Source organism: Enterobacter sp. UPMP2060, from assembly GCF_053709655.1.
The window spans coordinates 200,166-226,361 of sequence record NZ_JBSKJQ010000005.1 but is presented as its reverse complement, the minus strand read 5'-3'; the positions used below and the strand labels follow the sequence as shown (position 1 = coordinate 226,361).

General features: G+C 51.7%; 23 protein-coding genes and 1 tRNA gene. 13 read left to right on the top strand and 11 right to left on the bottom strand.

The window, feature by feature from the left end:
* Nucleotides 1-8 precede the first annotated feature (8 nt).
* From proA to ACWKXN_RS13380, 4 genes are all read left to right on the top strand, one after another.
* A complete protein-coding gene (gene proA, locus ACWKXN_RS13395) occupies nucleotides 9-1,262 on the top strand; it encodes a glutamate-5-semialdehyde dehydrogenase (protein WP_454543903.1) in 1,254 nt (417 codons plus the stop codon).
* A gap of 111 nt (nucleotides 1,263-1,373) precedes the next feature.
* Nucleotides 1,374-1,449: transfer RNA gene (locus ACWKXN_RS13390), tRNA-Thr, on the top strand.
* 716 nt (nucleotides 1,450-2,165) lie between these two features.
* The gene (locus ACWKXN_RS13385; protein WP_454543902.1) at nucleotides 2,166-3,269 is read left to right on the top strand and encodes a hypothetical protein; all 1,104 of its coding nucleotides are present in this window, start codon (nucleotides 2,166-2,168) and stop codon (nucleotides 3,267-3,269) included.
* A 15-nt stretch (nucleotides 3,270-3,284) separates the two neighbouring features.
* A complete protein-coding gene (locus ACWKXN_RS13380) occupies nucleotides 3,285-3,842 on the top strand; it encodes a hypothetical protein (RefSeq protein ID WP_454543901.1) in 558 nt (185 codons plus the stop codon).
* Nucleotides 3,843-4,007: 165 nt separating this feature from the next.
* Here ACWKXN_RS13380 and catA read toward each other — a convergent pair whose 3' ends face one another.
* From catA to ACWKXN_RS13340, 8 genes are all read right to left on the bottom strand, one after another.
* On the bottom strand, nucleotides 4,008-4,685 hold the full coding sequence (gene catA / locus ACWKXN_RS13375; RefSeq protein ID WP_454543900.1) for a type A chloramphenicol O-acetyltransferase: 678 nt from the start codon (nucleotides 4,683-4,685) through the stop codon (nucleotides 4,008-4,010).
* A 63-nt stretch (nucleotides 4,686-4,748) separates the two neighbouring features.
* Nucleotides 4,749-6,680: a putative bifunctional diguanylate cyclase/phosphodiesterase gene (locus ACWKXN_RS13370; protein WP_087822967.1), complete on the bottom strand. Its 1,932-nt coding sequence runs from the start codon at nucleotides 6,678-6,680 to the stop codon at nucleotides 4,749-4,751.
* A 17-nt stretch (nucleotides 6,681-6,697) separates the two neighbouring features.
* A complete protein-coding gene (locus ACWKXN_RS13365) occupies nucleotides 6,698-7,192 on the bottom strand; it encodes a molybdopterin-dependent oxidoreductase (protein WP_039263874.1) in 495 nt (164 codons plus the stop codon).
* Between the two features lie 677 nt (nucleotides 7,193-7,869).
* Nucleotides 7,870-8,565 (bottom strand): ion channel, encoded by a 696-nt coding sequence (locus tag ACWKXN_RS13360; protein ID WP_454543899.1) that lies wholly within the window; start codon nucleotides 8,563-8,565, stop codon nucleotides 7,870-7,872.
* A gap of 92 nt (nucleotides 8,566-8,657) precedes the next feature.
* Nucleotides 8,658-8,954 carry a hypothetical protein gene (locus ACWKXN_RS13355; RefSeq protein ID WP_320708952.1) on the bottom strand — a complete coding sequence of 99 codons (297 nt, stop codon included), beginning with the start codon at nucleotides 8,952-8,954 and terminating at the stop codon, nucleotides 8,658-8,660.
* 49 nt (nucleotides 8,955-9,003) lie between these two features.
* Nucleotides 9,004-10,548 carry a DHA2 family efflux MFS transporter permease subunit gene (locus tag ACWKXN_RS13350; RefSeq protein WP_320708953.1) on the bottom strand — a complete coding sequence of 515 codons (1,545 nt, stop codon included), beginning with the start codon at nucleotides 10,546-10,548 and terminating at the stop codon, nucleotides 9,004-9,006.
* A 13-nt stretch (nucleotides 10,549-10,561) separates the two neighbouring features.
* The gene (locus tag ACWKXN_RS13345; protein WP_047648609.1) at nucleotides 10,562-11,704 is read right to left on the bottom strand and encodes an HlyD family secretion protein; all 1,143 of its coding nucleotides are present in this window, start codon (nucleotides 11,702-11,704) and stop codon (nucleotides 10,562-10,564) included.
* 49 nt (nucleotides 11,705-11,753) lie between these two features.
* Nucleotides 11,754-13,160, bottom strand: a complete 1,407-nt coding sequence (locus tag ACWKXN_RS13340; RefSeq protein ID WP_454543898.1) for an efflux transporter outer membrane subunit — start codon at nucleotides 13,158-13,160, stop codon at nucleotides 11,754-11,756.
* A gap of 269 nt (nucleotides 13,161-13,429) precedes the next feature.
* Between ACWKXN_RS13340 and ACWKXN_RS13335 the strand changes: the two genes are divergently transcribed.
* Together ACWKXN_RS13335 and ACWKXN_RS13330 are read left to right on the top strand one after the other, a co-directional pair.
* Nucleotides 13,430-14,074: a TetR/AcrR family transcriptional regulator gene (locus tag ACWKXN_RS13335; protein ID WP_048975098.1), complete on the top strand. Its 645-nt coding sequence runs from the start codon at nucleotides 13,430-13,432 to the stop codon at nucleotides 14,072-14,074.
* A 123-nt stretch (nucleotides 14,075-14,197) separates the two neighbouring features.
* On the top strand, nucleotides 14,198-14,602 hold the full coding sequence (locus ACWKXN_RS13330) for a helix-turn-helix domain-containing protein (RefSeq protein WP_454543897.1): 405 nt from the start codon (nucleotides 14,198-14,200) through the stop codon (nucleotides 14,600-14,602).
* A gap of 12 nt (nucleotides 14,603-14,614) precedes the next feature.
* Here the strand turns inward: ACWKXN_RS13330 and ACWKXN_RS13325 are convergent, their stop codons facing one another.
* The gene (locus ACWKXN_RS13325) at nucleotides 14,615-16,399 is read right to left on the bottom strand and encodes a diguanylate cyclase (RefSeq protein WP_048979329.1); all 1,785 of its coding nucleotides are present in this window, start codon (nucleotides 16,397-16,399) and stop codon (nucleotides 14,615-14,617) included.
* 119 nt (nucleotides 16,400-16,518) lie between these two features.
* Entirely contained in the window at nucleotides 16,519-17,628 is a 1,110-nt protein-coding gene (locus tag ACWKXN_RS13320) for an AI-2E family transporter (RefSeq protein WP_033144729.1), read from the bottom strand.
* A gap of 168 nt (nucleotides 17,629-17,796) precedes the next feature.
* Between ACWKXN_RS13320 and ACWKXN_RS13315 the strand changes: the two genes are divergently transcribed.
* From ACWKXN_RS13315 to tauD, 7 genes are all read left to right on the top strand, one after another.
* Nucleotides 17,797-18,180, top strand: coding sequence for a GFA family protein (locus tag ACWKXN_RS13315; RefSeq protein WP_047061215.1), 384 nt, complete (start codon nucleotides 17,797-17,799; stop codon nucleotides 18,178-18,180).
* Nucleotides 18,181-18,433: 253 nt separating this feature from the next.
* Nucleotides 18,434-19,834, top strand: coding sequence for an S-methylmethionine permease (gene mmuP / locus ACWKXN_RS13310; RefSeq protein WP_454543896.1), 1,401 nt, complete (start codon nucleotides 18,434-18,436; stop codon nucleotides 19,832-19,834).
* Nucleotides 19,821-20,753, top strand: coding sequence for a homocysteine S-methyltransferase (gene mmuM / locus ACWKXN_RS13305; RefSeq protein WP_454543895.1), 933 nt, complete (start codon nucleotides 19,821-19,823; stop codon nucleotides 20,751-20,753). Before mmuP ends, mmuM begins: the two co-directional genes overlap by 14 nt.
* Nucleotides 20,754-20,930: 177 nt before the next feature.
* The gene (gene tauA, locus ACWKXN_RS13300; RefSeq protein ID WP_023293188.1) at nucleotides 20,931-21,893 is read left to right on the top strand and encodes a taurine ABC transporter substrate-binding protein; all 963 of its coding nucleotides are present in this window, start codon (nucleotides 20,931-20,933) and stop codon (nucleotides 21,891-21,893) included.
* A gap of 10 nt (nucleotides 21,894-21,903) precedes the next feature.
* Entirely contained in the window at nucleotides 21,904-22,671 is a 768-nt protein-coding gene (tauB, locus tag ACWKXN_RS13295; protein ID WP_023334655.1) for a taurine ABC transporter ATP-binding subunit, read from the top strand.
* Nucleotides 22,668-23,495 (top strand): taurine ABC transporter permease TauC, encoded by an 828-nt coding sequence (gene tauC, locus ACWKXN_RS13290; protein WP_096150021.1) that lies wholly within the window; start codon nucleotides 22,668-22,670, stop codon nucleotides 23,493-23,495. The genes tauB and tauC overlap by 4 nt, the downstream gene beginning before the upstream one ends.
* On the top strand, nucleotides 23,492-24,343 hold the full coding sequence (gene tauD, locus ACWKXN_RS13285) for a taurine dioxygenase (protein WP_058841155.1): 852 nt from the start codon (nucleotides 23,492-23,494) through the stop codon (nucleotides 24,341-24,343). Before tauC ends, tauD begins: the two co-directional genes overlap by 4 nt.
* Nucleotides 24,344-24,412: 69 nt before the next feature.
* On the opposite strand, the gene ACWKXN_RS13280 is transcribed toward tauD, so the two are convergent.
* The gene (locus ACWKXN_RS13280; RefSeq protein WP_033144733.1) at nucleotides 24,413-26,137 is read right to left on the bottom strand and encodes a lysophospholipid acyltransferase family protein; all 1,725 of its coding nucleotides are present in this window, start codon (nucleotides 26,135-26,137) and stop codon (nucleotides 24,413-24,415) included.
* Nucleotides 26,138-26,196 lie beyond the last annotated feature (59 nt).

Below are 26,196 nucleotides of genomic sequence, written 5' to 3'. Positions count from 1 at the left end.
GCCAGAACATGCTGGAACAAATGGGCGCTGCCGCGAAGGCTGCCTCTTACAAACTGGCGCTCCTTTCCAGCCGCGAGAAAAACCGCGTGCTGGAAAAAATCGCTGATTATCTGGAGTCCCAGTCTCAGGAGATTTTGCTCGCCAACGAGCAGGATTTACTGGAAGCGCGTCGCAACGGCTTGAGCGAAGCGATGCTCGACCGTCTGGCGCTGACGCCGGCACGCCTGAAAGGCATCGCCGACGATGTGCGTCAGGTCTGCAATCTGGCCGACCCGGTAGGGCAGGTGATCGACGGCGGGCTGCTCGACAGCGGTTTACGCCTGGAGCGCCGCCGCGTGCCGCTCGGCGTCATCGGCGTTATTTATGAAGCTCGTCCAAACGTGACGGTTGATGTTGCCTCCCTGTGCCTGAAAACCGGTAACGCCGCTATTCTGCGCGGTGGGAAAGAGACCTGGCGCACCAACGCCGCCACGGTGAAAGTCATTCAGCAGGCTCTGGAAGAGTGTGGCTTACCGGCGGGGGCCGTACAGGCGATCGAGAGCCCGGACCGCGCGCTGGTCAACGAAATGCTGCGCATGGACAAATACATCGACATGCTGATCCCACGCGGTGGCGCGGGCCTGCACAAGCTGTGCCGCGAGCAGTCGACGATTGCGGTGATCACCGGCGGTATCGGCGTGTGCCATATCGTGGTCGACGACAGCGCGGAGATTGAACCGGCGCTGAAGATAATCGTTAACGCGAAAACCCAGCGTCCAAGCACCTGTAACACCGTAGAAACGCTGCTGGTGCATCAGGGTATTGCGAACAGCTTCCTGCCGGCCCTGAGCAAACAGATGGCAGAGAGCGGCGTGACGATGCATGCTGACGCCAATGCGCTCGCACTGCTTCAGGATGGTCCGGCTAACGTTGTTCCCGTAAAAGCGGAGCAGTACGACGACGAGTTCCTGTCACTGGATCTAAACGTGAAAATCGTTGCCGATCTCGACGACGCCATTGCGCACATTCGTGAACACGGCACGCAGCATTCTGACGCGATCCTGACGCGCACCCTGCGCAATGCCGATCGCTTCGTGAACGAAGTGGATTCTTCAGCAGTATATGTGAATGCCTCCACCCGCTTCACCGACGGCGGCCAGTTCGGCCTCGGCGCTGAGGTGGCGGTCAGCACGCAGAAACTGCACGCGCGCGGTCCGATGGGGCTGGAAGCGTTGACCACGTACAAGTGGATCGGCTTCGGTGACGATACGATTCGTGCGTAAATAATCACGGGTGATGCAAAAATAGCCGTTTGATTCAAAAGGGCATTGACGCATCACCCGGATAGATCTAACCTTTTGCCCCGTGGTTACGCTCGTAACCGGCCTCTCAGGGCCGATATAGCTCAGTTGGTAGAGCAGCGCATTCGTAATGCGAAGGTCGTAGGTTCGACTCCTATTATCGGCACCATCCTCAATTCACACACGATTAATCCCACGCTTTGCGCGGCCAGGGACGGATTAAAGAGCTAATGGATGCCCTGCCACCGGACGAGCGACAAAAAGCATTAGAACTTCTACTGGCAGCCAAAGAGAGCCAGTGAACGGTTCGCCGGGAGTAACTAAAATTTTCCTGGCTTCGGTTCATTAAATTTCAGCTGCTTAAGAAAAAATGTATATAAGAATCAGTTTGTTAACTTTTAAGTGTACCGTTAGTTAACATAAAAAATCTCACTTAAAATTTTATATCTCTTTACTATCAATATCTTAACTCAATTGATGAAGATGTTGGAGTAAAGCTAAACTGAAAAACCTGAAATTCTTTTCACTCTTTTCAGTTCCCTGCTCGCTGTATATCCCCAGTTGTGGCGCGGTCTGGCGCTATCATTTGTAAAAAATCCCAACTGAAAAATTTTTGTGATCTGAAAACCGCAGGCGGGTGCGGTGTAGTGCGATTTTGGTCGTTCATGTGATTATGTGATGTTTATCTAATCTCACTTTGAACTACGTCAACGACGACTTAATATGGATAGATTTTTCGCGTTTTGAGCTGTAAATTGTTGAGTGTAAGGCGATGTGGAAGATTGCCATAGTGCATATGATTTAGCTGATTATAAGGTTTAATTATACTGCGACTAAGCCATGAAGAATAAAAAATAATTTTATACCAGAATCTGGGAGGGCAGAATGAAATTAGAAGCATGTACCTTGAAATTATATGATTTCACGAAGTTTGCATTTTCTGATTATAAAGAGAATAAAGTAAGGTTGTCTGATATAGATAAATTCCTAGATCCAATGATTAAATTCTTAAATAGAAAAACTTTTAAGAATAGCAGAGTTTCTTCTCATGGGACTAGGGAAGTGTATTGCTATGATATCAAAAAGTTTAATGATGATTACATAGTGATTTTATGGATTGGAGTAAGTGGGAATAAAAATAATGTCCTTTCACTTCCGTATAATGGCAATGTAGGAGATAAGAAATCCGTTTCCCGCACACGTGTAGGAAAAACGATGATTCCGGGTGTTCCAGCGTATTTTTACATAGCTTCAAAAGAAAGGATGTTGGTAACTTTAGATTTTAAAGGCTCGTCTTCAGAATCTGGCATCCTTCTTCAGTACATAAGAGATTTCATGCATAATTTCTCAGCATTTTCTGATCATGTATTGGGTGCCAATGGGAAGTTTAGCGGTGGCTATAAAGTAAAAAAATCCGATACAAATTATTGTTATTTTTCACTTGATTGCAAGAGGTACATAAATGCTTCGGTGGAAAAAGATCTGATTTTGAATTATAAAAATATCACTAAAATCATTACGAAAGAAAAAATAACTGTTAGCACTAATTCTTCGCAATCTTTAGTTAACTTAAAACCAATAATAAAATTATTCACCTCCCAAAAAGATAAAACTACCTTGGAATCAGTAGTGAAGATGGAAGTTGATGTTGCTTTTGATAATGAAGCGCAGATTAAAAAATACATTGATAATATTAAAGGCACATATGATGTGGGCAATGTTAATTTCCTTGTGCAAAAGGAAAAAGGCGTTGAGACTGTAAACCTTCAAAATAGTTATGCAAAAGAGAAGGTTGTTTTAGAGGCTGCTTTGAATGGTGTTAATAGTATTATAACATGGCCTTATGATGCTAATGATATTATAATGGCATTGAGCAATCAAAATTATATTGATAGCTTCATCAAATTATCATGTAAAAAAATAGATGAAGTTAAGTTGGATAAAACATCTGATGCCGTTTCGGAAATTAAGGTTTCGGCGCAGTCTTGAATGTAGAGGCGAAAAATGACTAAAGGGAAAATGGTGGTTGTCATTCCACTAATAGTTTTTATCATTATCGCAGCAGCGATAGGGGTAGGAGCATATATTTATGAAGACAGTATTAAAAAGGCTTTGTTTGATGGGACATTGAAAGTTACGGATCTTAATAGCACTCTAATCAATATTGCATCAATTATTTTTGCAATAAGCGGTGCTTGGATTGCTCTTATATTCCCTAAGTCAATCAAAAAGCTTAAAAGTAATAAAGTTAAAGAAATTACATCTGAGGATGAGGAAGCCGCGTTTTATGATATATCTATATGCTCGGTGATAAGCTTATTAGTCTTGTTCGTAATAATGATAATAAATTATCTTCTTTCCATCGCTGTAATATATCAAAATAAGATTGATATATTTTATTATTGCTTGATTATTGTCAGTATTTTGTATCTCTTAGAATCGATAGTGGTACTTTGGACAGCTAAAACAACATTCAAAGTTTTTGCATCCTACAGTATGGCAATTATGAATCGTGCCACAGTAGAGAATGTTGAAAGTGTTCCACGTGAGGATGAAGAGTGATGTGCTAGGAATTGTTGTTGTGCTTTCGGCTGATGGTAGCAATGATGGGGGGCACTTTAGGGGGCATTTTATTATGCCTCTTTTTATTTTTTGTTTTAAAACAATCTGTTAGGCGTGTTTTTTGTTCCTATTATCGCACCATCTTTTAAAACCGCCTTCGGCGTATCAGCCATTTAATCCCTCCGACAGCTCCGGCAAACCATCACACATCTCCTGCAACTCATTAAACATCCTTGCCACATGGAAACCATCGCACACCGAGTGATGGACCTGCACCGCGAGCGGCAACAGCACTTTCTCATCCTGTTCGTAGTATTTTCCAAACGTGAACATAGGAGAAAAGAAGTTCTTCATGTGCGCAATGTTCATCGTAAAGTTCGTAAACGTTACCCAGGGAATAGACGATACGAAAAAGACATTTTCCCGGGACTCTTCTTTCGGCCAGTAAGAAAGGTTATTGCCATAGCGCGCAACATCTTCTGCATAGGTGTTCTGGAAGTGCTGAATATTGCCGTCGAAGTGACTCCACAATGAAGAAAAGGTCTCTGTTTCAGGGTGGAAAATGGTATAGCTGGGATGAATTTCATTCCATATGACAAGCTCATTGTCCTTCACGGCCATACGGAATTCCGGATGCCGGTTCATGATTTTAGAGAGGAGGAAAATAATCGTCGGATAAAACTTCCAGCCGACTTTTTTGATATGTTTTCGCAGCGCGGTGATGTCGATCAGAACCGTTTGGTTAATTGTACACTCAGCAAATGACTGGAATACTTCAAAATGCTCCTTCCTGGCCCAACGAGATAAATCAACAGGCGTATATTCCGGGGCTGTTTTTTTCATTGTTTAACCTTTGATTATCAATCGATTAAAGGGTTTAGGGCCAGAAAAAGCCGCGCAACCATTTCAACCGTATCTAATCTTCCTGTCAATCTCAGCCTGTGGTTTTCCGAACAGATATCCCTGGACGAGATCGCAGCCAAGCGCCTGAAGACGTTCAAGCTGCGCTTCGGTTTCAACACCTTCTGCAATGACCCTCATATTGAGGCTCTTCGCCATGCCGGTTATCAATTTAACGATATTAAGGGCATCATCCTGCGTGGATATCGGGTTCACAAAGGATTTGTCGATTTTAATTTTATCAAAATTCAGTTCACTCAGACGTGAGAGCGACGAATAACCTGTCCCGAAATCATCGATTGAAATTCTTACACCCAGCGTTCTCAGCTTTTTGAGAATAGTGATCGGCGTGTTGCTGTCGCTGAAGAGCGATGACTCCGTAACCTCTAATTCAAGACGGTTCGCCGGAAGTCCTGTCTCCTTCAGGATGGACTGTACCATTGCCGTAAAGGATTTCGTGCCCAGCTGAACGGGTGAGACGTTCACAGAGATCCTTGCCGGAACCGCCCAGGAAACAGCTTCCCGGCAGGCAAGCTCCAGCACGGTTTTGCCGATCTGGTTGATCATCCCCGTTTTCTCAGCAACGGAAATAAAGTAATCGGGTGACAGTAGCCCCTTCACCGGATGTATCCAGCGAATAAGCGCTTCATAGCCGTAAATTTCATTGCTGAATGAATCGACAATAGGCTGGTAATAAACAACGAATTCATGGTTATCGATCGCCAGTGCCATATCATGTTCAAGGGTTCTGCTTTCCTGTAACTTTTGCAGCATCCACTGACGGAAAACTTTTATCTGCTGTGAGCCCTCTTTTTTGGCTTCGTAGAGCGCCAGATCGGCAAATTTATAAAGGTAGTCAGAGCGCCGTTCATTATCAGATAAAACGATACCCACACAGGTGGCGATTTTTATCAGCTGGTTATTAATTGTATAGGGCTGGCTGATATGTTCGCTGATTTCTTTGGCGCGCGAAACGGCGGCTGCTTCAGTGAGGCCACTGGAAAGCAGGGCAAACTCGTCTCCGCCCAAACGGTAAAACGTATCAGTGGCGCTGCTCATTGAGGTGAGGCGTCTGGATACCTGATTCAACAGCAAATCTCCGGCATCATGACCATAGGTATCGTTGACCTCTTTGAAGCGGTCTAAATCAAATAACATCACCGTGACGGGGATATGGTTTTTATCTGCCTGAAGATTAATTTTGTTGAGATCGTCCCAGAAGAAAAGGCGGTTTTTCATGCCGGTGAGAGAGTCATGATAAACATCATATTCCAGCTTCGAGTTCTGAATTTGCAGCGTTTCTTTTGATATCTGAAGTTCATCAGCAAGGCTTTTAACCTGCATGTGCGCTTTGAGAATGTTTTTATTCTGGTAGATCATTAAGAAACCCAGAATAAAGCTTAATATCACCAGTAATAATGAAAGCACCGAATAAATATAATAAAGAATCTGTATTTTATGGTTGGATTCATTAACCGTGTTAATATCTTTCGTCAATGCCGTTGCAGAAAGCTGGCTCAGCGGCGCATCAAGGTCATGCATATTTGTCAGGTATGCCTGTAGCTCTGGGTGGCTCATTTTTTCAAGATGGCTATCCAGATAGGCCAGTATTTTCTCTAAGCGCAAAGCGAGCTCCTGATGCGCTTTATCACTGTCAATATAGCGACCTAAATCACCCCCTTTCATTAAATCGCTCTGGCTTAGCATAATTTCAAGACGCATGCGGACCTGGTCTATCGTAACGTCATCGGTATCGGTTGCGTATAGACCAAGCCATGATTCAAAACGGTAATACTCTGATACCAGTTGTGCCACGGACCAGGACTCAGTGTATTGAGTCAGTTTTTGCAATTCCTGCTGTCGATCGTAAACAAGAAATGCAATATATCCTGTCGTGATAAAAAGAGAAAAAATGATACCAACCAGTATCCTGTTCATTATGTTCTCCTGAACGACTACTCAATCTTCATTTTGCTAACCTGCCATGCTGATCGTGAGTAATAAATCTGATTATTCAACTCAGGAAGACTGTCATAGGGGTATACAATGAACGATGGGCCTTTATCGCGGATGCGCATATATTCGCCATTGACCTTTAAGGCAAGTATGGCGTTGTATTTTTTAAAGTCACTGAGAGGGATCACGGTAGAGTAATCATTGAGCGCAATAACATTAACGTTAGTTCCCTTCGCACCCACATACTCCATGAGTTTGTTCATTGGAACACCCTCAAACTTCGTACGACCATTATACCAGGGAGATGTCGTCTCGAAACTCACTACTCCGAGTTTTTCAAGGCTGGCGAGATCAAACACTGCTTTTCCATTTTCATTGGTATTTTCTATATTACCGTAAATCGTTAAAATGGGTTTACCAACTGGTTTTGGCAGGTCGCCAGCCCAGGTTACACTTTGTACGAGACAGCATAACAGCAGTAGGGTTAATCGCATTTTGACCTCCACCTTTTGAACATAAGTATAAGAATTATAATTTAGATATCACACGAGTTTATATATTTTGTTGAGTACTAATGGTTTTTAGAATTTTTATTGGTTTTATTTCAATAAAATCAATAAGTTATTGATTTGCGTTGAGCGGGTGTAAGACAGTGTGATGACGCTTAACTTTTTGAAAAAAGCTAAAGTTGCTTGCATAAGCTCTCTTGTGTTTAAAAAATGATCGCTTTAATTGATTGTAATCATCTTACACCATTGATTTTACCTGTGTTGAAACGGCGAGCGTGCAACCGCTCAGCATCTGTCCTTCGCGGGTATCGCCCCCCTGAAAGTGGTGCGGCCTGCGCTGTGCACAATTCGTCCACCTCACGTGAAAAGCCACAGGCTACGCTGCTCCCGACGGGATGAATACTATCCTGTCGGTTTGCGCGGGTAACACGCCCGCTAAAAACGCTAACGCCTGCAGAATGAGTTTTTTCTTATGCCATGGCAGAAAATGTAAATAATGAAGAGAAGAGGGTGTGAGATATTATCGATGAGATCGTCAGTTTACGGTTTCAATCTGTGTCTGAATAATTGCCTGATTTTTGGACGCTTCTTCCACTGGGAAGCGTCCACTTTTTTCTGCCAGCAAAAAGATATATATCCGGCATGTTAAAAATAGCGTTTATTCATTTTTTTGACGCAGGAGCCCTCTGTGCTATATGTAAACCGACTAAAATAGCGATCATGGTTCCCATATAGAATTGACCCATCACCGCTTCAAGCATCGCCAGATTACGTGCAAAAGGATGAATTGCCAGAATATCTCCATAGCCAAGGGTGGTTAGCGTGGTCAGGCTGAAGTAAAGCATCGTTTCAATTGAGTTATCGTCCGATATTCCTGTATATGCATCTGGAATGAATCCCACCAGTAAACAGTCCAGCAGCGCAAACAAAAGTGAGATATTCAGATAGATAACCATGGCGCCGCGAATGCGATGAAGCGTCACAACACCCTCATCGAAAACCTGTTTTGCCACAATCCAGCTAACGTTGAGACAGAAAAAAATCCCTGACAGGAGAACCAGTATCCCTGTGGTTTTGTGCGTGGTCGTTGTTGACCCGACGGCCAACCCGACCAGACAAAAAGAAAAACTGAGGATAGCCAGATACCTTTTTATATCCTTCGAAACAATGAATACCGAAATCAAGGCCATTGCTGAGAACAGCGCATTGTTAAGCCAGTGATAGTTTTTATGTTCGCTCTCCGTAACGGGTGAAATGATAAAAATGGTTAAAACCTGCAGTATTAGAAGAATGGTGAGACAAACATCCTTATAATCGCTGTTCTTTTCAATAAGACATTGAAAGCCACTCATTTTCATGATGTTAACCTGAATTTAGCGTTTTTATATATGTCACATCCGGAATGTTAATCGGCCGGGAAACGGCTTATTACGTTGCTTGCCCGATGGTTTCAAAGCAGAAAGCCCGTCAGCCATGTTCTGTCAGGATGGTTCTCAGGTAATTGTTCAAGGATATGAATTAACGTATTCTGGTTGTCCTGCCCGCTGTTGATAAATCTAAAGAAATTGCTGTCACATTTGCTTTTGTGATATTGCATTTTATAGAACTCTTTTTTTCTTAAAAAAGTACGTTCTAGCCAGTTGAACTTTTTTATTTCTCTTTCAAGGTATTTCATTTCGGAAATTGAAAGGAATATTTTCTTGTACAGAATATCCCGGCTGCCCGGCATATATGATTTACTGTCCATCAGATTTTCTCTGTTTTTTTGATACTCACGTCCTTGTGCTGAATAATTATCAGTGTCCTACAGACGCGGCATCCACCACGCGCGAAGGTTTAGGCGCTAATGCAATTGCGAATGCAGCGATAAAAAATATCACGCCGATCGACATCATCAGATTATTGGTCGACAGCATCATGCTCTGGCTGTTTACCATCTTGTCAAAAAGCTCACGCACAAATTGTCCACCTTGCTGAGGAGCCGAACTAATGTAGTGCGAAAGATCGCCAGTAGGGTCGACGACGGACGCCAGTTTGTCATGCGCAATATAGCGCTGGTCCTGCCATGACGTCGTTACGAGCGATGTGGCAAATGCACCCGATAACGTTCGAACAAAGTTCATTAGCCCCGCGGCTGAAGCCATTTCCGTTTCATCTACAGAGCCCATTGCAAGCCCCGTAATCGGGACATAGTACAGCGGCATTCCAACGCCCATGAATAACAAAGGTACGCAGATGGACCAGTAGTCCATATCGGTCGTCGCATAGGATCGCCAGAAGGTGTCGAGACCCAGCCAGGCGCAGCCAAAGAAGATAAGAATGCGCGGATCGATTTTGTTGGAGAGGTTAGCGGCAACCGGAGAAAATACCACCTGCAAAAGCCCGCCCCAGGCCACCACAATCCCTGCCCATGTTGTTGTATACCCTAAGTTATATTGCAGCCACAAAGGCGTGAGGACATTCAGACCAAAAAAACATCCAAACGCGAGTGCAAGCACAAACATGCTGGCCGAAAAACCGCGATGGCGAAACACTCTGATATCGACGATCGGATGTTCAGCGGTCAGCTCCCAGATACAGAAACTTAAAAAGCCGATACAGGCAATAATCGCCAGAACGCAAATTTCTTCTGAGGCAAACCAGTCAAGGTCTTTCCCTTCATCGAGCATGATCTGCAGGGCACCAACCCAGATCACCAATAAAATAAACCCAACGATATCAATAGAGTTATTAACCAGCGTATCTTCGAAGATTTTCAGTACTGACCACGCCACGACTGAAAAAGCGATTGCCATCGGAACGTTGATGATAAACACCCACGACCAGCTGTAATGATCGCAAATCCAGCCACCCAGTACCGGGCCTATTACGGGCGCCAGCAATGTTGTCATCGCCCATAATCCCGTCGCCTGCATGGATTTTTCTTTCGGGAAAATACGCAGCAGTAACGTTTGTGATAAGGCCATCAGGGGGCCTCCCGCCATGCCCTGAAAAACCCTCATCAGCAGCAGCATTCCCAGCGAAGTGGAAAGGCCGCAAAGCAAAGAGAAAATACCGAACATGAACACGGAAACGGAGAAAACGCGCACGCCGCCGAACCGTGTGGTTAACCATCCTGATAGTGGTACCGTAATGGCTTCAGCCACGGCATAGGCCGTGATGATCCACGTGCCCTGGCTGGTTCCTGCGCCCAGGGCACCAGCCATGTTGGGTTGAGTGACGTTTGCAATGGTCATGTTGAGCACGGCTAAAAAGTTAGCCATTGCAAGTACCAGGGCACCAATCCATAACATACCGCCTTTCAGCGATGGCGGCTCATTATCGATAACTAATGTAGACATGGCCTGGTTTCCGTTATTCACTTTTTAAGTTAACTGTCGCTTTCATGGACAGACCAACCCGCAGCGGATGTGCAGCAAGCTCATCAGCATTGAGTTTGATGCGCACCGGCAAACGCTGAACAACCTTGATCCAGTTACCCGTTGCGTTTTGCGCAGGAATAATTGAAAACGCTGCGCCGGTGCCGCCATCAAAGCCTTCGACCGTTCCATGGAAAGGCACGCTATCGCCATACAGATCGCTTACCAGTTCTACCTTCTGTCCCACTTTCACATGCTGGAGCTGAACTTCCTTGAAGTTGGCATTGACGTGAATTTGCTGCACCGGCACCACGGACAATAACGGTGTGGAAGGCTGGACGCGTTGTCCAAGCTCGACCTGGCGACGAGCAACCACGCCATCGACTGGCGAACGGATCACGGTTCTTTCCAGATCCAGTCTGGCCTGATCGCGCTTGGCTCTGGCGAGAGCAACTTCCGGGTTGGTTTCGGTATTTGCATCCTCAATCATCACGGCATTCGCCTGTCTTGCGCCCACAGCCGCCTGTCTTGCTGCATCTGCTTGCGCCACGGCGGCTTTAGCGGCATTCAGGTTTGCCAGTGCGGAAGCGTAAACGTTTTGAATACGCGTCAGCTCGTCGCCTGAAATCGCGCCCGTCTGCATTAACGCTTCGCGGCGCTTGAGGTCAACCGTCGCGCGCTGGAAGTCAGCGTTTGCGGCATCAACCTGGGCCAGCAGGCGTTTTTGCTCTTTCTCATTCGCCACAACTTCTGCGCCGAGTTTTGTGTCGGTGGCCTTATATCCATTTACTCGCCGGATGGCCAGGTTCAGGTTTGCTTCCGCCTGATTAAGCGCTAACTCTGCGTCAGTGGGATCCAGCTGGATCAGAACATCGCCTTTTTTTACCACCTGAGAATCCGTGACCAGGATGGCACTGACCGTACCGGTGATCGCAGAAGAGAGCTGCGCGGACTCGACATCGGTATAGGCGTTATCGGTTTCAACATATCGGGAACCCACTAATTCCCAATAGGCGAACGAGCCTGCGCCTGCCAGCGCGATGCTTAATGCGAGATAAGAGAATAAACGTTTTCTTTTTTTCTTTTTGATATCGGATGATTCAATATTTTGATTTTCAATAGCTGCAGAATGACTCATTTTATTTCCTTTCTTTCCACTATTTAGTAATTAACCTGGTGTTAAAAAATCACTGTTTGCTCGAGGTATATCCGCCGCCCAATGCACGCGCTAATGCGACGTCAATCGTAAAAGCGCGAGAATTTACGTCGGCTAATTTTCGGCGGGCCGCGACCAGCTCATCTTCCGAGGACAACACGTCCAGATAATCAGCAACCTTTCCTTCATACCTTTGTCTGGTGAGGGAATACGCCTTTTCTGCCGACGTGACTGCGCCCTGAGAATAAAGCATCTCGTCTTTAAGAGAGGCTCTGCTGGTGAGCGCATCGCTCACTTCCCGAAGTGCATTCGTTAACGTGTCGTTATAAACCTGCACGGCAATGTCATATTCACCGCTGGCGTATTTCAAATCACCCTGGAGCTTCTGCGTATTAAATATTGGCAACGATATGGCCGGGCCAAAGCTGCCAATTGCTGAGCCACTCCGGGTAAGGTTGTTAATACCCAATGACTGGAACCCGGCAAAGGCAACCAGATTAACGCTTGGGTAAAAACCGGCTTTTTTCTGTTTGATTTGCTCTGCTGCCGCCTCGGCGCGTAAACGTGCCGCGACAATATCAGGACGGCGACCAATCAGATCCAGCGCAATATTCAGAGGAAGTTCCTCATGCGCTAAAAGCGTTGCCTTAGGCGCGGTGATTGCCAGCGATCTGTCAGGCCCATCGCCGATCAGTGCAGCGAGCTCATGTTTTTTGATCGCAATAGCTTCATCTATTGCCACCAGGTTTGCTTTTGCGTTGAGTTGACGCGTCTCAACCTGTTGAAGGCTGGATAAATCTTCAAGCCCCGCGTCATGTCGTTGCTGGAACAACGCGAGCGTACTGGTTCGTATAGTGAGGGTGTCGTTAAGCGTTTCGCGAACGGTGTATAAATGCGCCAGCTCCGCGTAAACGGTAACAATAGAAGAAGAGAGCACCAGCCTTGTCTGTGCTTCTTCCGCTACCGCCGCCATTTCACCAGATGTCGCAGCCGCGAGCGCTGCGCGGTTTTTACCCCAAAAATCAATTTCCCAGCTCATATCAAGCGTGGTGCGCCCATAGCTGTTCCAGTTTTGAGGCGTTGCGCTTTCAGGCGTCACATAGTTGTAACTCATTTTGTCCCGCATAAAGCTGGCGTTTGCGGTGACCTCAGGGAAAAGCGAACCGCTCGCACTTTGCGTCATCGCCTGCGCCTGTTTCACGCGAGCTTCGGCGATGTTAAGCGTGGGGGAATTTTTAAGCGCGTCATCAATCAGCTCGTTGAGCTGCTCGTCACCGTATTTCTTCCACCAGTAGTCTTTCGGCCACTGGCCGTTCTGGTGCGGGAAACTTTGATCGCTTTTAAGTTGTGTGACCGTCTTCATAGACGGTGGGGTGCCAAGATCGGGGATTATGGCGCATCCGCTCATACTGATGGCGGAAATGACAACACAGCTCATCACTATCCTGGACCGGGTTAAACCGGAAATGCGACACCTCGGAAGTGTCTCCTGAAAACCTTTCATCAGTACGCTCGTCATGCTGGTCATAGGGAAGTCCAAATACAGTACCGTACAGTACGGTACACTTTATATCTTGACTTCTGAGCGCCGTCAAATGAAAATGTACTGGTCAGTACGATTACAAACCCTACTATCTGACGTGATTCCGAAATCAGAGAACAAAAAGTGTTGGTCCAGGCCAGACACCTAAACTAACGAGGAAACATATGGATAAAAGAGCGCTTAAACGGCAACAGATCCTGGAGGTCGCATCCGGACTGTTTCGACAAAAGGGATTTGATGCCACGTCTATCTCGGAGATTAACGCGATTGTTGGTGGCTCAAAATCGACAATTTACAGTCACTTTTCTTCGAAAGAAGAGCTATTTGTAGAATGCATGTCTTCAGAAACTGAACAGTATATAAAGAGCATGACTATTGAAACTGCGGGGCAGGTGCGCCTTTTCAGAAAATCACCACAGCTGGTCATCGAGCAATTTGCCGTTGCCTTTTTACGCTATATTTGCTCTCCGGATATTGTGGATTTGCAAAGATTAATGATTTCCGAGGCCGGAAGATCGGGTATCGGAGAATTATATTATGCGCGAATGCAAAAACTGCGTTCAAATGTTTCGGCGCTTTTTACCGATTTAATGAATCAAAATATTTTAAGAAAAGATGATCCTGTGCTGGCGGCCGAGTATTTTCGTTCTCTTCTCCAGGCCGACATACTGGAACCCTTGCTTTTAAAAGCAAGAAAGGATCAGCCTGACGAAAGTGAAATCGTCATGAAAGCGCAGGCCTCCGTTAATGCGTTTATGAAACTGTATGGTCCTGAAAAAATTGAGGATGTAGCAAAGACATCTTTATAAAATACAGTAAGCGTTCTTTCACCCTATTATTAGGGTGATTTTTCTTTTAGGAATATTTATTTTCAATTGTCATTGGATGACTTTGCCAACGGCCTTCTTGTAAATAAAATTTCGTGGATACTTATGTGTATAAAGTTTACTCTCTTAAAAGATCGTGAAGCTGTAATTAAGTCTCTTACTCACTGGATTGACTCGAATTTATACAGACCCATTACCGTTTTAGATGTGGCGCGGAAATCCGGTTATTCATTGGCTTACATTCAACGGAACTTTCGCCAGGAGTGTGGCATAAGTATAGGTCTCTATATCCGAAGCCGGAAACTTGAAAAAGCCGCACATATGCTCAGACATACGCAGTTCTCTGTTTCAGATATATTCACGATGTTAGGGTACGAGGAGCCGTCAACGTTCAGCAGAGCATTCTCGAATCAATATGGGCTCTCCCCAACCAAATACCGCGAGCAGGCTAAAAAAAGTCACTACATGAATGGATTGTCGATGTTGATTACTGAGGTAACGCGCGAATAAAGCGATAATCCGCTAACCCGCCTCCAGCATCCCAAAACTCACAATCCGCGCGCGGCCCAGCTCTTTCGCCCGGTACAAGGCCACATCCGCGGCGCGCAGCAGGTTGTCAGTCTGGGCATGTTGCGGGTAGCTGGCAATGCCAATCGACACATCCACCGGCCCAATCTCGGTCAGCCCGTAGCGAAGCGACAGCTCATGCACGCTATTGTAAATCTTCTGCGCGCAGGCGTGCGCCTCTGGTTCATCGGCACCGGGAAGCAGGACCAGAAACTCCTCGCCCCCGTAGCGGAATGCGAGTCCGTTGTCATGTGCGGCCCGCTGAACAATTGACGCCACGCTTTTAATCACCTGATCGCCCGCTTCATGGCCGAAGCGGTCATTGATGCTCTTGAAGTGATCGATGTCGATCATCATGCAGCTTAACGGCTCGCCGGTGCGCAACGCCTGTGCCGTTTGGGTTTGCAGGGTATCTTCCAGATGATGACGATTACGCAGGCCGGTGAGCGGGTCGAATAAGGCTTTTTCCAGCAGCGCGTCGCGCAGACGCTGGTTGGCCAGCGCCAGACCGAGCGCTTCGGCCATCAGTTCCAGATAGGCGCGGGAAGGGGCGTTGTCCGCCGTAATATTCTGGAAGGAGAGCAGGCCAATGGCCTCGCCCTGGGCGATAAGCGGCACGCACAGCGAGCTTTCAGCTTGCGATGCCGGAAGATGGTAGCAGGCGATATCCGGCTCACCGTTTACCGGGGGGTGGCTCTGCCCGCGGCGCACGGCCCAGCACTCGTCAGGGTGGAAGCTCGTCTCTTCACCAACCGGTGAAAGCCAGTGTGCGACGCAGCGCATCTGCCATGGCTCCCGGTCAAGGACGTAAAGTCGCCCCGCGATCCCCGGCGCGATATTAGGCGCAAACAGCTCCGCCACGTTAATCACATCGTTAAAGTTCTCACACCCCTGCAGCCGCTGGGTCATGCGCGCCAGCAGCTCGCGGATGGCCCAGTCGGCATCGCGCTCTTTTTCCAGACGCTGTCGCGCCAGGCCGTTTTCGCGGAAGATGCGGATGGCCTGGGCCATGTCGCCAATCTCATCAATCTGGTTGAAATTGGGCGTTTCAACCGCGTAATCCTGGGATGCCAGGCGGTGCACCACGTCGCTCAGGCGCACCACGGGACGCAGCACGCGGCGCTTTAATATAAAGCCGAGAACAAACAAGAACAGCAGGGCGGTCAGGCCGACCATCAGCTCAGAGGCCGTACGCAGCGCTTTCGATTTTTTTGTCGCGTCCTGAACGGAGGCGATGACGCGTTTGTCGAGTATCTGGCGGAAGTGATCGAGCTGGTTCTGCGCGCGCTCCAGCTCCTGCTCATAGGGCGCACCGTAGAGTAGCGCAACAGCCTGCGCGTCTTCTCCTCGCTCAAGGCTGGAAAGGGCGGTTTGCTGCTCGTCCTGCAGCTCATCGACGATCTTTATTCCTTCATGCAGCAGGGCCAGTTCTTCATCCGATGCGCCGTTATCCTGCAACTTTTCCAGCCGAAGCTCGATGCTCTTCAGGCTGTTTTCCGCCTGGTTATATTCCTTGAGAACCTGAGGATCTTTTTTAATGACGTACAGCCGTGCTAAATCAGACTGGGCCCAGATATCGGTTTCGATATCTTCCGTGAGCTGATCAAATTTCTGCCGTTGTTCAACGGCCTGACGCTCGAGGGTATCAGCGCTGGACGCCATCAGCATGATGATGCCGGAGGCGATGGTCAGGCAGACCGTGGCACCGTAGGCCCAGTTTGTTATCGTTGCGATTCGCACCTGATGATCCTTTTACGACATGAGTAGGATGGCGTTCTTTCAAATTATAGAAAACGTTTGATTTAAGGCGAAAAAAAGGCGGCACAGCGCCGCCTGGTGTGGTCTATATCGTCACATCCTCACAATTCTGGAGGATTTTTTCCTTCTTCGATGAAGTCGGGGTCCAGCTCTTCGGCGTTACCTTCGTGATCGCGCCCTGAGAAGAGGTTCCAGCAGGCGATAAACAGCGCGGCAATGAGCGGCCCAATCACAAAGCCGTTAATGCCGTACAGCTCCATGCCGCCGAGGGTGGAGATCAGAATCAGGTAGTCCGGCATTTTGGTGTCTTTCCCGACCAGCAGCGGGCGCAGGATATTGTCCACCAGCCCGACGATAATCACGAAGAAGCCGACAATAAACAGCCCTTGCCAAAGCTGATGGGTGGCGAACAGGAAGATGGCGGCGGGAACCCAGACAATCGCCGAGCCGATGGCGGGCACCAGCGAGAGGAAGGCCATCAGCGCCCCCCAGAGCACGCTGCCGTCAATACCGGCAATAGCAAACGCAATCCCGCCGAGGATGCCCTGAACCACCGCTACCGCCGCCGTTCCTTTTACCGTGGCTCGCGACACGCCGACGAATTTGGCGAACAGGTGTTGCTTGGCGAAATCAGACAGCGGCAGGGAGTCGAGGATTTGGCGCACCAGATACGGGCCGTCTTTCAGCAGGAAGAACAGCAGGTAAAGCATGATGCCGAAGCTAATCGCAAAGCCGAACGTGCCCTTGCCAATCAGGAACGCGCTGCCGGCGAGATATTGCCCGCCCTGCAGGGCGACGTCAGAGAGTTTTTTCTGGATCTGCGCCGCGTTGGTCAGGTTGTGATCCGCCAGGAAGCCGCTGGCCCAGTCAGGCAGATGGTTAAAGATGCTCGCAACCACTTCCGGAAACTGGGTGTTGTTCTCCTGGAGCTTCGTGTACACCACGTTCAGCTCAATGGCGAGCGAGGAGAGGATCACCATCAACGGAATAAAAACGATCAGGCAGATAATGCCAATGGTCAACAGCGAGGCGAGCCCGTTGCGATCCCCCAGCGCGGCGCGCAGCCTGTTTTTTACCGGATTGAAGATGACGGTCAGAATGGCGGCCCACAGTATCGCGGAGAAGTAGGGCGACAGTATGTCGAAGAAGGCCCAGGTGACGAGGGCGAGAATAAAAATGAAGAAACCTTTGGTCAGTCCGTTAAAGCGCATCAGTCAGTCCTGTTACTTAGAAACTGTGTCGACTATAGAACTGATTTGAGGATTTACCAATAATTCTGCCGCTGGCGTGCCGGGCGATGGCTTCGCGTCTGACCCGGCATACAGACCTCAATAATGTGTTATGTTTTGATGAGATTTTAAACAGCTCAGGACGACAGCATGGAAAAGGTCTTTTCAGGTGGGTGCTTATGCGGCTCGGTTCGCTTTACCGCTGCGAATGGGGGCAATGTGCACACCTGCTCGTGCGATATCTGTCAGAAACACACCGGCGCACAAACCGTCGTATGGATTGAGTTTCCGGCGGAAAACGTGCAGTGGATCGGTCCGGGCGGACGTCCGGCGACATGGCGATCGTCGGACTACTCCAGCCGGGCGTTTTGCCCCACCTGCGGCAGTTCAATTGGCGCGATTGATGATTCACCCACCGTTGCCTTATTTACTGGCGTGTTTGACGATCCGGACCAGCCGGAGTTTGCCCCGGAAAATCACTCCTTCGACGACATGATGCCTGCCTGGTGGCGACATACCATGAGGGAAGCGTAAAAGTATGATCCGAGGGTTCATCGTTACCACTTTCGACTGACCGAAGATCGCCGCTTCCCGCACCATGCTGTAAGTATCTGCTTGCGGAGGTGCTTATGGCCTGGCGTCCGATTCTCTATGTGATCCTCACGACCCACCCCAGACTCAGCGCGAGGCGTGCCCGTTTGCGTCTGGTCATCTAGCTTTTTATTAACAATCGCGGTATAACACACCTTCTTTGGATGTTTAGATGTCCATACGTATAGAAGGTAATATGCAAACACAACAAGAAAATGGGCAGCTTAAGCGCACCATGAAAACACGCCACCTGATTATGCTCTCGCTGGGTGGCGTGATTGGGACAGGGTTATTCTTCAATACCGGATACATCATTTCAACGACCGGGGCGGCGGGCACGCTGCTGGCATACCTGATAGGCGCGCTGGTGGTCTGGCTGGTGATGCAGTGTCTGGGCGAGCTTTCCGTAGCGATGCCGGAAACCGGCGCGTTCCACGTCTATGCCGCCCGCTATCTTGGCCCGGCGACGGGCTACACCGTGGCGTGGCTCTACTGGCTCACCTGGACGGTGGCGCTCGGCTCTAGCTTCACCGCCGCGGGCTTTTGCATGCAGTACTGGTTCCCGCAGGTGCCCGTCTGGGCGTGGTGCGTGGTCTTCTGCGTGGTGATTTTTGGCCTGAACGTCATCTCTACGCGCTTTTTTGCGGAAGGCGAATTCTGGTTCTCTCTGGTGAAAGTCATCACCATCATCGCCTTTATTATCCTTGGCGGGGCGGCGGTCTTTGGCTTTATCCCGATGCAGGACGGTTCCCCCGCGCCGGGCTTAAGCAACATCACTGCCGAAGGCTGGTTCCCGCACGGCGGCCTGCCGATCCTGATGACCATGGTGGCGGTGAACTTTGCCTTCTCCGGGACGGAACTCATCGGCATCGCGGCGGGCGAAACGGAAAATCCGCACAAGGTGATTCCGGTTGCGATCCGCACCACCATCGCGCGCCTGATTATCTTCTTTATCGGCACCGTGTTTGTGCTGGCGGCGCTGATCCCGATGCAGCAGGCGGGCGTGGAAAAGAGCCCGTTCGTGCTGGTGTTTGAAAAGGTTGGTATTCCTTACGCGGCTGACATCGTTAACTTCGTGATCCTGACGGCGATCCTCTCGGCGGCGAACTCGGGCCTGTACGCTTCCGGGCGCATGCTGTGGTCGCTGTCGAATGAGAAAACGCTGCCGCGCTGCTTTGCCCGCGTGAACAAAAACGGCGTGCCGCTGACGGCGCTCTCGGTCTCTATGCTCGGCGGCGTGCTGGCGCTGTTCTCAAGCGTCGTGGCCCCGGACACGGTGTTTGTCGCGCTCTCCGCGATTTCTGGCTTTGCGGTGGTGGCGGTGTGGATCAGCATCTGCGCGTCGCACTTCGTTTTCCGTCGCCGTCATCAGCAGTCCGGGCAGCCGCTCTCTGCGCTGCAGTACCGCGCGCCGTGGTATCCGCTGGTGCCGGTGCTCGGTTTTATCCTCTGCGTGGTGGCCTGTGTCGGCCTGTGGTTTGACCCGAGCCAGCGCATTGCCCTTTATTGCGGGCTTCCGTTTGTCGCCCTGTGTTATGGTGCGTACTACCTGACCCGAAATATGACATCGCAGGAGCCTGAACATGTCGCAGAATAACCCGCTTACCGCCATCCTTGAAAAACAGCCGTTTGTGGTGCTGGATGGCGCGATGGCGACGGAGCTGGAAGCGCTCGGCTGTAACCTGGCAGACAGCCTCTGGTCAGCCAAAGTGCTGGTGGAAAACCCGGAACTCATTCGCGAAGTGCATCTCGATTACTACCGCGCGGGCGCGCAGGTGGCGATCACCGCCAGCTATCAGGCCACGCCTGCGGGCTTTGCGGCGCGCGGTCTGGACGAGGCGCAGTCCCGCGCGCTGATCGGTAAAAGCGTGGAGCTGGCGCGTAAGGCGCGCGAAGCGTATCTGGCTGAAAACCCGCATGCGGGCACGCTGCTGGTGGCGGGCTCCGTGGGGCCGTACGGCGCGTATCTGGCGGATGGCTCAGAGTATCGCGGCGACTACGTGCGCAGCATCGAGGAGTTTACTGCCTTCCACCGCCCGCGCGTGGAAGCGCTGCTGGATGCGGGCGCTGACCTGTTGGCCTGCGAAACGCTGCCTTCGTTTGTGGAGATCAAGGCGCTGGCGGCGCTTCTGGCCGGGTACCCCCGCGCCCGGGTGTGGTTCTCGTTCACCTTACGCGACAGCGAACACCTGAGCGACGGCACGCCGCTGCGCGAGGTGGTCAGCGCGCTGGCAAACTCTCCGCAGATTGTCGCGCTGGGCATTAACTGCATCGCCCTGGAAAACACTACGGCGGCGCTGAGGCATCTGCAAAGCCTGACGTCGCTGCCGCTGGTGGTCTATCCGAACTCGGGCGAGCATTATGACGCGGTAACCAAAACCTGGCACCACCACGGCGAAGCGTGCGAGACGCTGGTAGGGTATCTGCCGCAGTGGCTGGAAGCCGGCGCGAAGCTGATTGGCGGATGCTGTCGCACCACGCCGAAAGACATTGCTGAGCTGAACGCGCAGCGCTGATACCCTCACCCTGACCCTCTCCCACGGGGAGAGGGAAAAAAACAACCGCACAAAACCAACTATCCTTTCCCGCTTTTTATCTAAAAACGAATCGTTATGAGCGATTCATTTTTATTCCTTTATCAAAATTCCCGCGCCGGAAATACTGCCCTCATAACAACAAGGGGAGCAGACATTATGGCAATTTCATCGCGAATCACACTTCTCGGCGCCCTGGCGCTGTGGGCATTTCAGGCGCAGGCGGTGGACGTCACCGTCGCGTATCAAACTTCTGCGGAACCGGCGAAAGTCGCGCAGGCGGACAACACCTTTGCCAAAGAGAGCGGCGCGAAAGTCGACTGGCGCAAGTTCGACAGCGGGGCGTCCGTTGTGCGTGCGTTAGCCTCCGGCGACGTGCAGATCGGCAATATCGGCTCCAGCCCGCTGGCGGTTGCGGCCAGCCAGCAGGTGCCGATCGAGGTTTTCCTGCTCGCCTCGCAGCTCGGTAACTCTGAAGCGCTGGTGGTGAAGAAGAACATCACCAAACCGGAAGATCTGATCGGCAAACGCATCGCCGTACCGTTTATCTCAACGACGCACTACAGCCTGCTGGCGGCGCTTAAACACTGGGGCATCAAGCCGGGTCAGGTACAAATCATTAACCTGCAGCCGCCGGCGATTATCGCCGCCTGGCAGCGCGGGGATATTGACGGGGCTTACGTCTGGGCTCCGGCAGTGAACGAACTGGAAAAAGACGGCACCGTGCTGACCGACTCTGAAAAAGTGGGCCAGTGGGGCGCACCAACCCTCGACGTGTGGGTCGTGCGCAAGGACTTCGCCGAGAAACATCCTGAAGTGGTGAAAGCCTTCGCCAAAAGCGCGATTGACGCCCAGCAGCCGTATATCAGCAACCCGGATGAATGGCTGAAGCAGCCCGCCAACCTGGAAAAACTCTCCCGCCTGAGCGGCGTGCCGGAAGCGGACGTGCCGGGGCTGGTGAAAGGCAATACCTATCTGACGCCCGCGCAGCAGGTGCAGCAGCTGACCGGGCCGGTGAACAAAGCGATTGTGGATACCGCCACCTTCCTGAAAGAGCAGGGCAAAGTGCCTGCGGTAGCGGCGGATTACAGCCAGTACGTGACCGATCGTTTTGTGAAATAAGGAGTACGCCATGCTGAATATTACGAACCTGTACGCCGATTACGGCGGGAAACCCGCGCTGGAGGATATCAACCTGACGCTGGACAGCGGTGAGCTGCTGGTGGTGCTGGGCCCGTCCGGGTGCGGAAAAACCACGCTGCTGAATCTGATCGCCGGGTTTGTCCCTTATCAGCATGGCACTATTCAACTGGAAGGCAAAAAGGTGGAAGGCCCGGGCGCCGAGCGCGGCGTGGTCTTCCAGAACGAAGGGTTGCTTCCCTGGCGCAACGTGCAGGAAAACGTGGCGTTTGGGCTACAGCTTGCGGGCATCAACCGCGAACAGCGGCTGGAAACGGCGCGGGCGATGCTGAAAAAAGTGGGGCTGGAAGGGGCGGAAAAACGCTTTATCTGGCAGCTTTCCGGCGGCCAGCGGCAGCGCGTCGGTATTGCCCGCGCGCTGGCCGCGAATCCGCAGCTGTTGCTGCTGGACGAGCCGTTCGGGGCGCTGGATGCCTTCACCCGCGAGCAGATGCAAACCCTGCTGCTGCGCCTGTGGCACGAGACGGGCAAGCAGGTGCTGTTGATTACCCACGATATCGAAGAGGCGGTGTTTATGGCGACGGAGCTGGTGCTGCTCTCGCCGGGGCCGGGCCGCGTGCTGGAGCGCTTGCCGCTGGATTTCGCCCGCCGCTACGTCGCGGGAGAGCCCGTGCGCAGCATCAAATCCGATCCGCTGTTTATCGAACAGCGTGAATACGTTTTAAGCCGCGTGTTTGAACAACGGGAGGCTTTCTCATGAGCATCGTCTTCAGTGAAAAAACGCGCCGCACGCGTCTGGCGCTGCGCTGGCCTTTCTCGCGCCAAATCACGTTGAGCGTCGGTACGCTGCTGGTACTGCTGGCGGTGTGGTGGGCGGTTGCTGCCCAGCAGTGGGTCAGCCCGCTGTTTCTGCCGCCGCCGGGACAGGTGCTGGCCAAACTCATTAACATCGCCGGGCCGCAGGGCTTTATGGACGCCACGCTCTGGCAGCACTTAGGTGCAAGTCTGGCGCGTATTCTGGTGGCGCTTCTGGCTGCCGTCATCATCGGCATTCCCGTGGGCATTGCGATGGGGCTGAGCCCGACGGTGCGCGGCATCCTCGACCCGCTGATTGAGCTTTACCGCCCGGTGCCGCCGCTGGCCTATCTGCCGCTGATGGTGATCTGGTTCGGCATCGGTGAAACGTCAAAAATCCTGCTGATTTATCTGGCGATTTTCGCCCCGGTTGCCATGTCGGCGCTGGCGGGCGTGAAGAGCGCCCAGCAGGTGCGGATCCGCGCGGCGCAGTCGCTGGGTGCCAGCCGCACGCAGGTGCTGCTGTTCGTGATTTTACCGGGCGCGCTGCCGGAAATTTTAACCGGGCTGCGCATCGGCCTCGGCGTGGGCTGGTCCACGCTGGTGGCGGCAGAGCTGATTGCGGCCACGCGCGGCCTTGGCTTTATGGTGCAGTCGGCGGGAGAGTTCCTGGCGACTGACGTGGTGCTGGCAGGGATCGCGGTGATCGCCGCGATCGCCTTCGGATTAGAACTGGGGCTGCGCGCGTTACAGCGTCGCCTTACGCCCTGGCATGGAGAAATACAATGAGTGAACGTCTGACCATTACCCCGCTGGGGCCGTATATTGGCGCGCAGGTGTCGGGCCTGGATGTGACCCGTCCGCTGAGCGATAACCAGTTCGAGCAGCTGTACCACGCGGTGCTGCGTCATCAGGTTGTTTTCCTGCGCGAACAGGCGATCACCCCGCAGCAGCAGCGCGCGCTGGCCCTGCGCTTTGGCGATCTGCATATCCACCCCGTCTATCCGCATGCGGAGGGGGTGGAGGAGATTATCGTTCTGGATACCCACAACGATAACCCGCCGGACAACGACAACTGGCATACCGACGTGACCTTTATCGAGACGCCGCCCGCCGGGGCGATTCTGGCGGCGAAGCTGCTGCCGGAAACCGGCGGCGATACGCTGTGGACCAGCGGGATTGCGGCGTATGAGGCGCTTTCCGCGCCGTTCCGGACGCTGCTGAGCGGGCTGCGGGCGGAGCACGACTTCAAAAAATCGTTCCAGGAGTATAAGTACCGTAAAACGGAAGAGGAACATCAGCGCTGGCAGGAGGCGGTTGCGAAACATCCTCCGTTGCTGCACCCGGTGGTGCGGACCCATCCGGTCACCGGCAAGCAGGCGCTGTTCGTGAACGAAGGGTTCACGACGCGCATTGTGGACGTGTCCGAGAAAGAGAGCGAGGCGCTGTTAAGCTTCCTCTTCGCGCATATCACCAAGCCCGAGTTTCAGGTGCGCTGGCGCTGGCAGGAGAATGACCTGGCGATCTGGGATAACCGCGTGACGCAGCACTACGCCAATGCGGACTATCTTCCGCAGCGCCGGATTATGCAGCGGGCGACGATCCTGGGGGATAAGCCGTTTTACCGTGCGCCATGATCCCCTCACCCTAACCCTCTCCCCAAAGGGGCGAGGGGACTGCCCGGTGCGGTTTTCACCCTCTCCCTTTTAGGGAGAGGGCTGGGGTGAGGGTATTAAATGCGCCTCTATATACCGCTGATAGCGGTTCGCCTTCAGGTAACACAAATCCACCAGCACCAGTCCGTCGACGCAGTCGTTAAACGCCGGGTCGCTGCCAAAATCAATAAACTGCACGCCGCCGGGTTCACACAGCTCGGAATACTGCTTGTAGAGCGGCGGAATGCCGCAGCCCAGATTACCGAGCAGGGATTTGAGCTTTGTCAGATCGTCCACGTAATCCACGCCGCCAAACTGCGCGAGCACGTCCGGCAGTGATGCGGGATACGGCTGACGTGACGCGGCGAGCGGATGCGTTGCCGGGAACCACAGGCGGTAAAAGGCTACCAGCAGATCCCGCGCGGCAGGCGGTAAGCCGCCGGAGATGGAGACCGGGCCAAACAGGTAGCGGTAGTTCGGATAACGCGCCAGGTAGGCCCCAATGCCGGACCATAAATAGTCCAGGCCACGGCGTCCCCAGTAGCGCGGCTGAATAAAGCTGCGCCCCAGCTCAATACCGTGCTCCAGCACGTCCTGCATTTTGTCGTCGTAGTGGAACAGGCTATAGCTATACAACCCTTCCAGACCGCGACGTTCAACCTGTCTGGCGGTCGGCATAAAGCGATACGCGCCGACGATCTCCAGATCCTCATCATCCCACAGGATCAGGTGCAGATAATCATCATCGTAGCAGTCGGTGTCACGGCGTTTGCCGCTCCCTTCCTCGACCGCGCGAAAGGCAATCTCGCGCAGGCGGCCCAGCTCGCGCAGCAGCGGGGCGTCTTCCTGACCGTTGCGCTGCCAAAGATAGATGGTTTTACCGTCGCTGGTATTGCCCAGACATTCGGCCTGCGCCAGCGCGCGTTTCAGGGTGGCCCGGTCTTCCGGACGGGCAATGGCGCACTGGGTTTTAAAGACGCCAGGCAATCCCTTGCCAAGACGCATCACGTGCTGACGGCACTGTTCGGCCATCTCACGCGACGAAAGGGTGGCGCTGTGCCAGTGATGCCAGGCAATCTGCTGGCCGATTTTAATCGGCAGCTGGCTGTGGCGGCGGCGGAACATCTGCTGCATCAGCAACAGCATCGACAGCGTCGGGGAGACCAGCGTGCTGGCATAGAAGAGCAGGCTGTTATGCGCCTGAATATGCACCGGCAGCAGCGGGGCGCGCAGCTTGCTGGCGAGTTTGATAAAGCCAGAGTGCCATTTTTTATCGCGAATGCCCTTGCGCGTGGGGCGGGAAACTTCTCCGGCCGGGAAGAAGATCAGCACGCCTGCGTTTTGCAGATGCTGTTCCATCTGCACCAGGGACGATTTCGCCGTCCTGCCGCCCATATTGTCCACCGGAATAAACAGCGAGCTGAGGGGCTCAAGGTGGGTCAGCATCCGGTTGGTCACGACTTTAACGTCGCGTCGCACGCGGGAGACGGCGTACATCAGCGCCAGGCCGTCCAGCGTACCCGTCGGGTGGTTGGCAATAATGACCAGCGGGCCATGTTCGGGGATTTGTTCAAGATCGCGGGCGGAAACGGTGCAGAGAATATCAAGGTGTTCCAGAACTTGCTCCACCATATCCAGTCCTTTCAGGTGGCGGTGTGCTGCGGCAAATTGCTGAAATTCGTCTTCGTAAAACAGTCTTTTTAACAGACTTTTTTGCCAGGGTGCAGGCCTCGCCTGAGGCCAAAGATCGTCGAGAACGCTATCGAGGCTAAACATGGTTACTCCTCCTGCCGTCTTGCGAAGACAGTAGAAGGAGCAGATGTCGGTTGTATTGC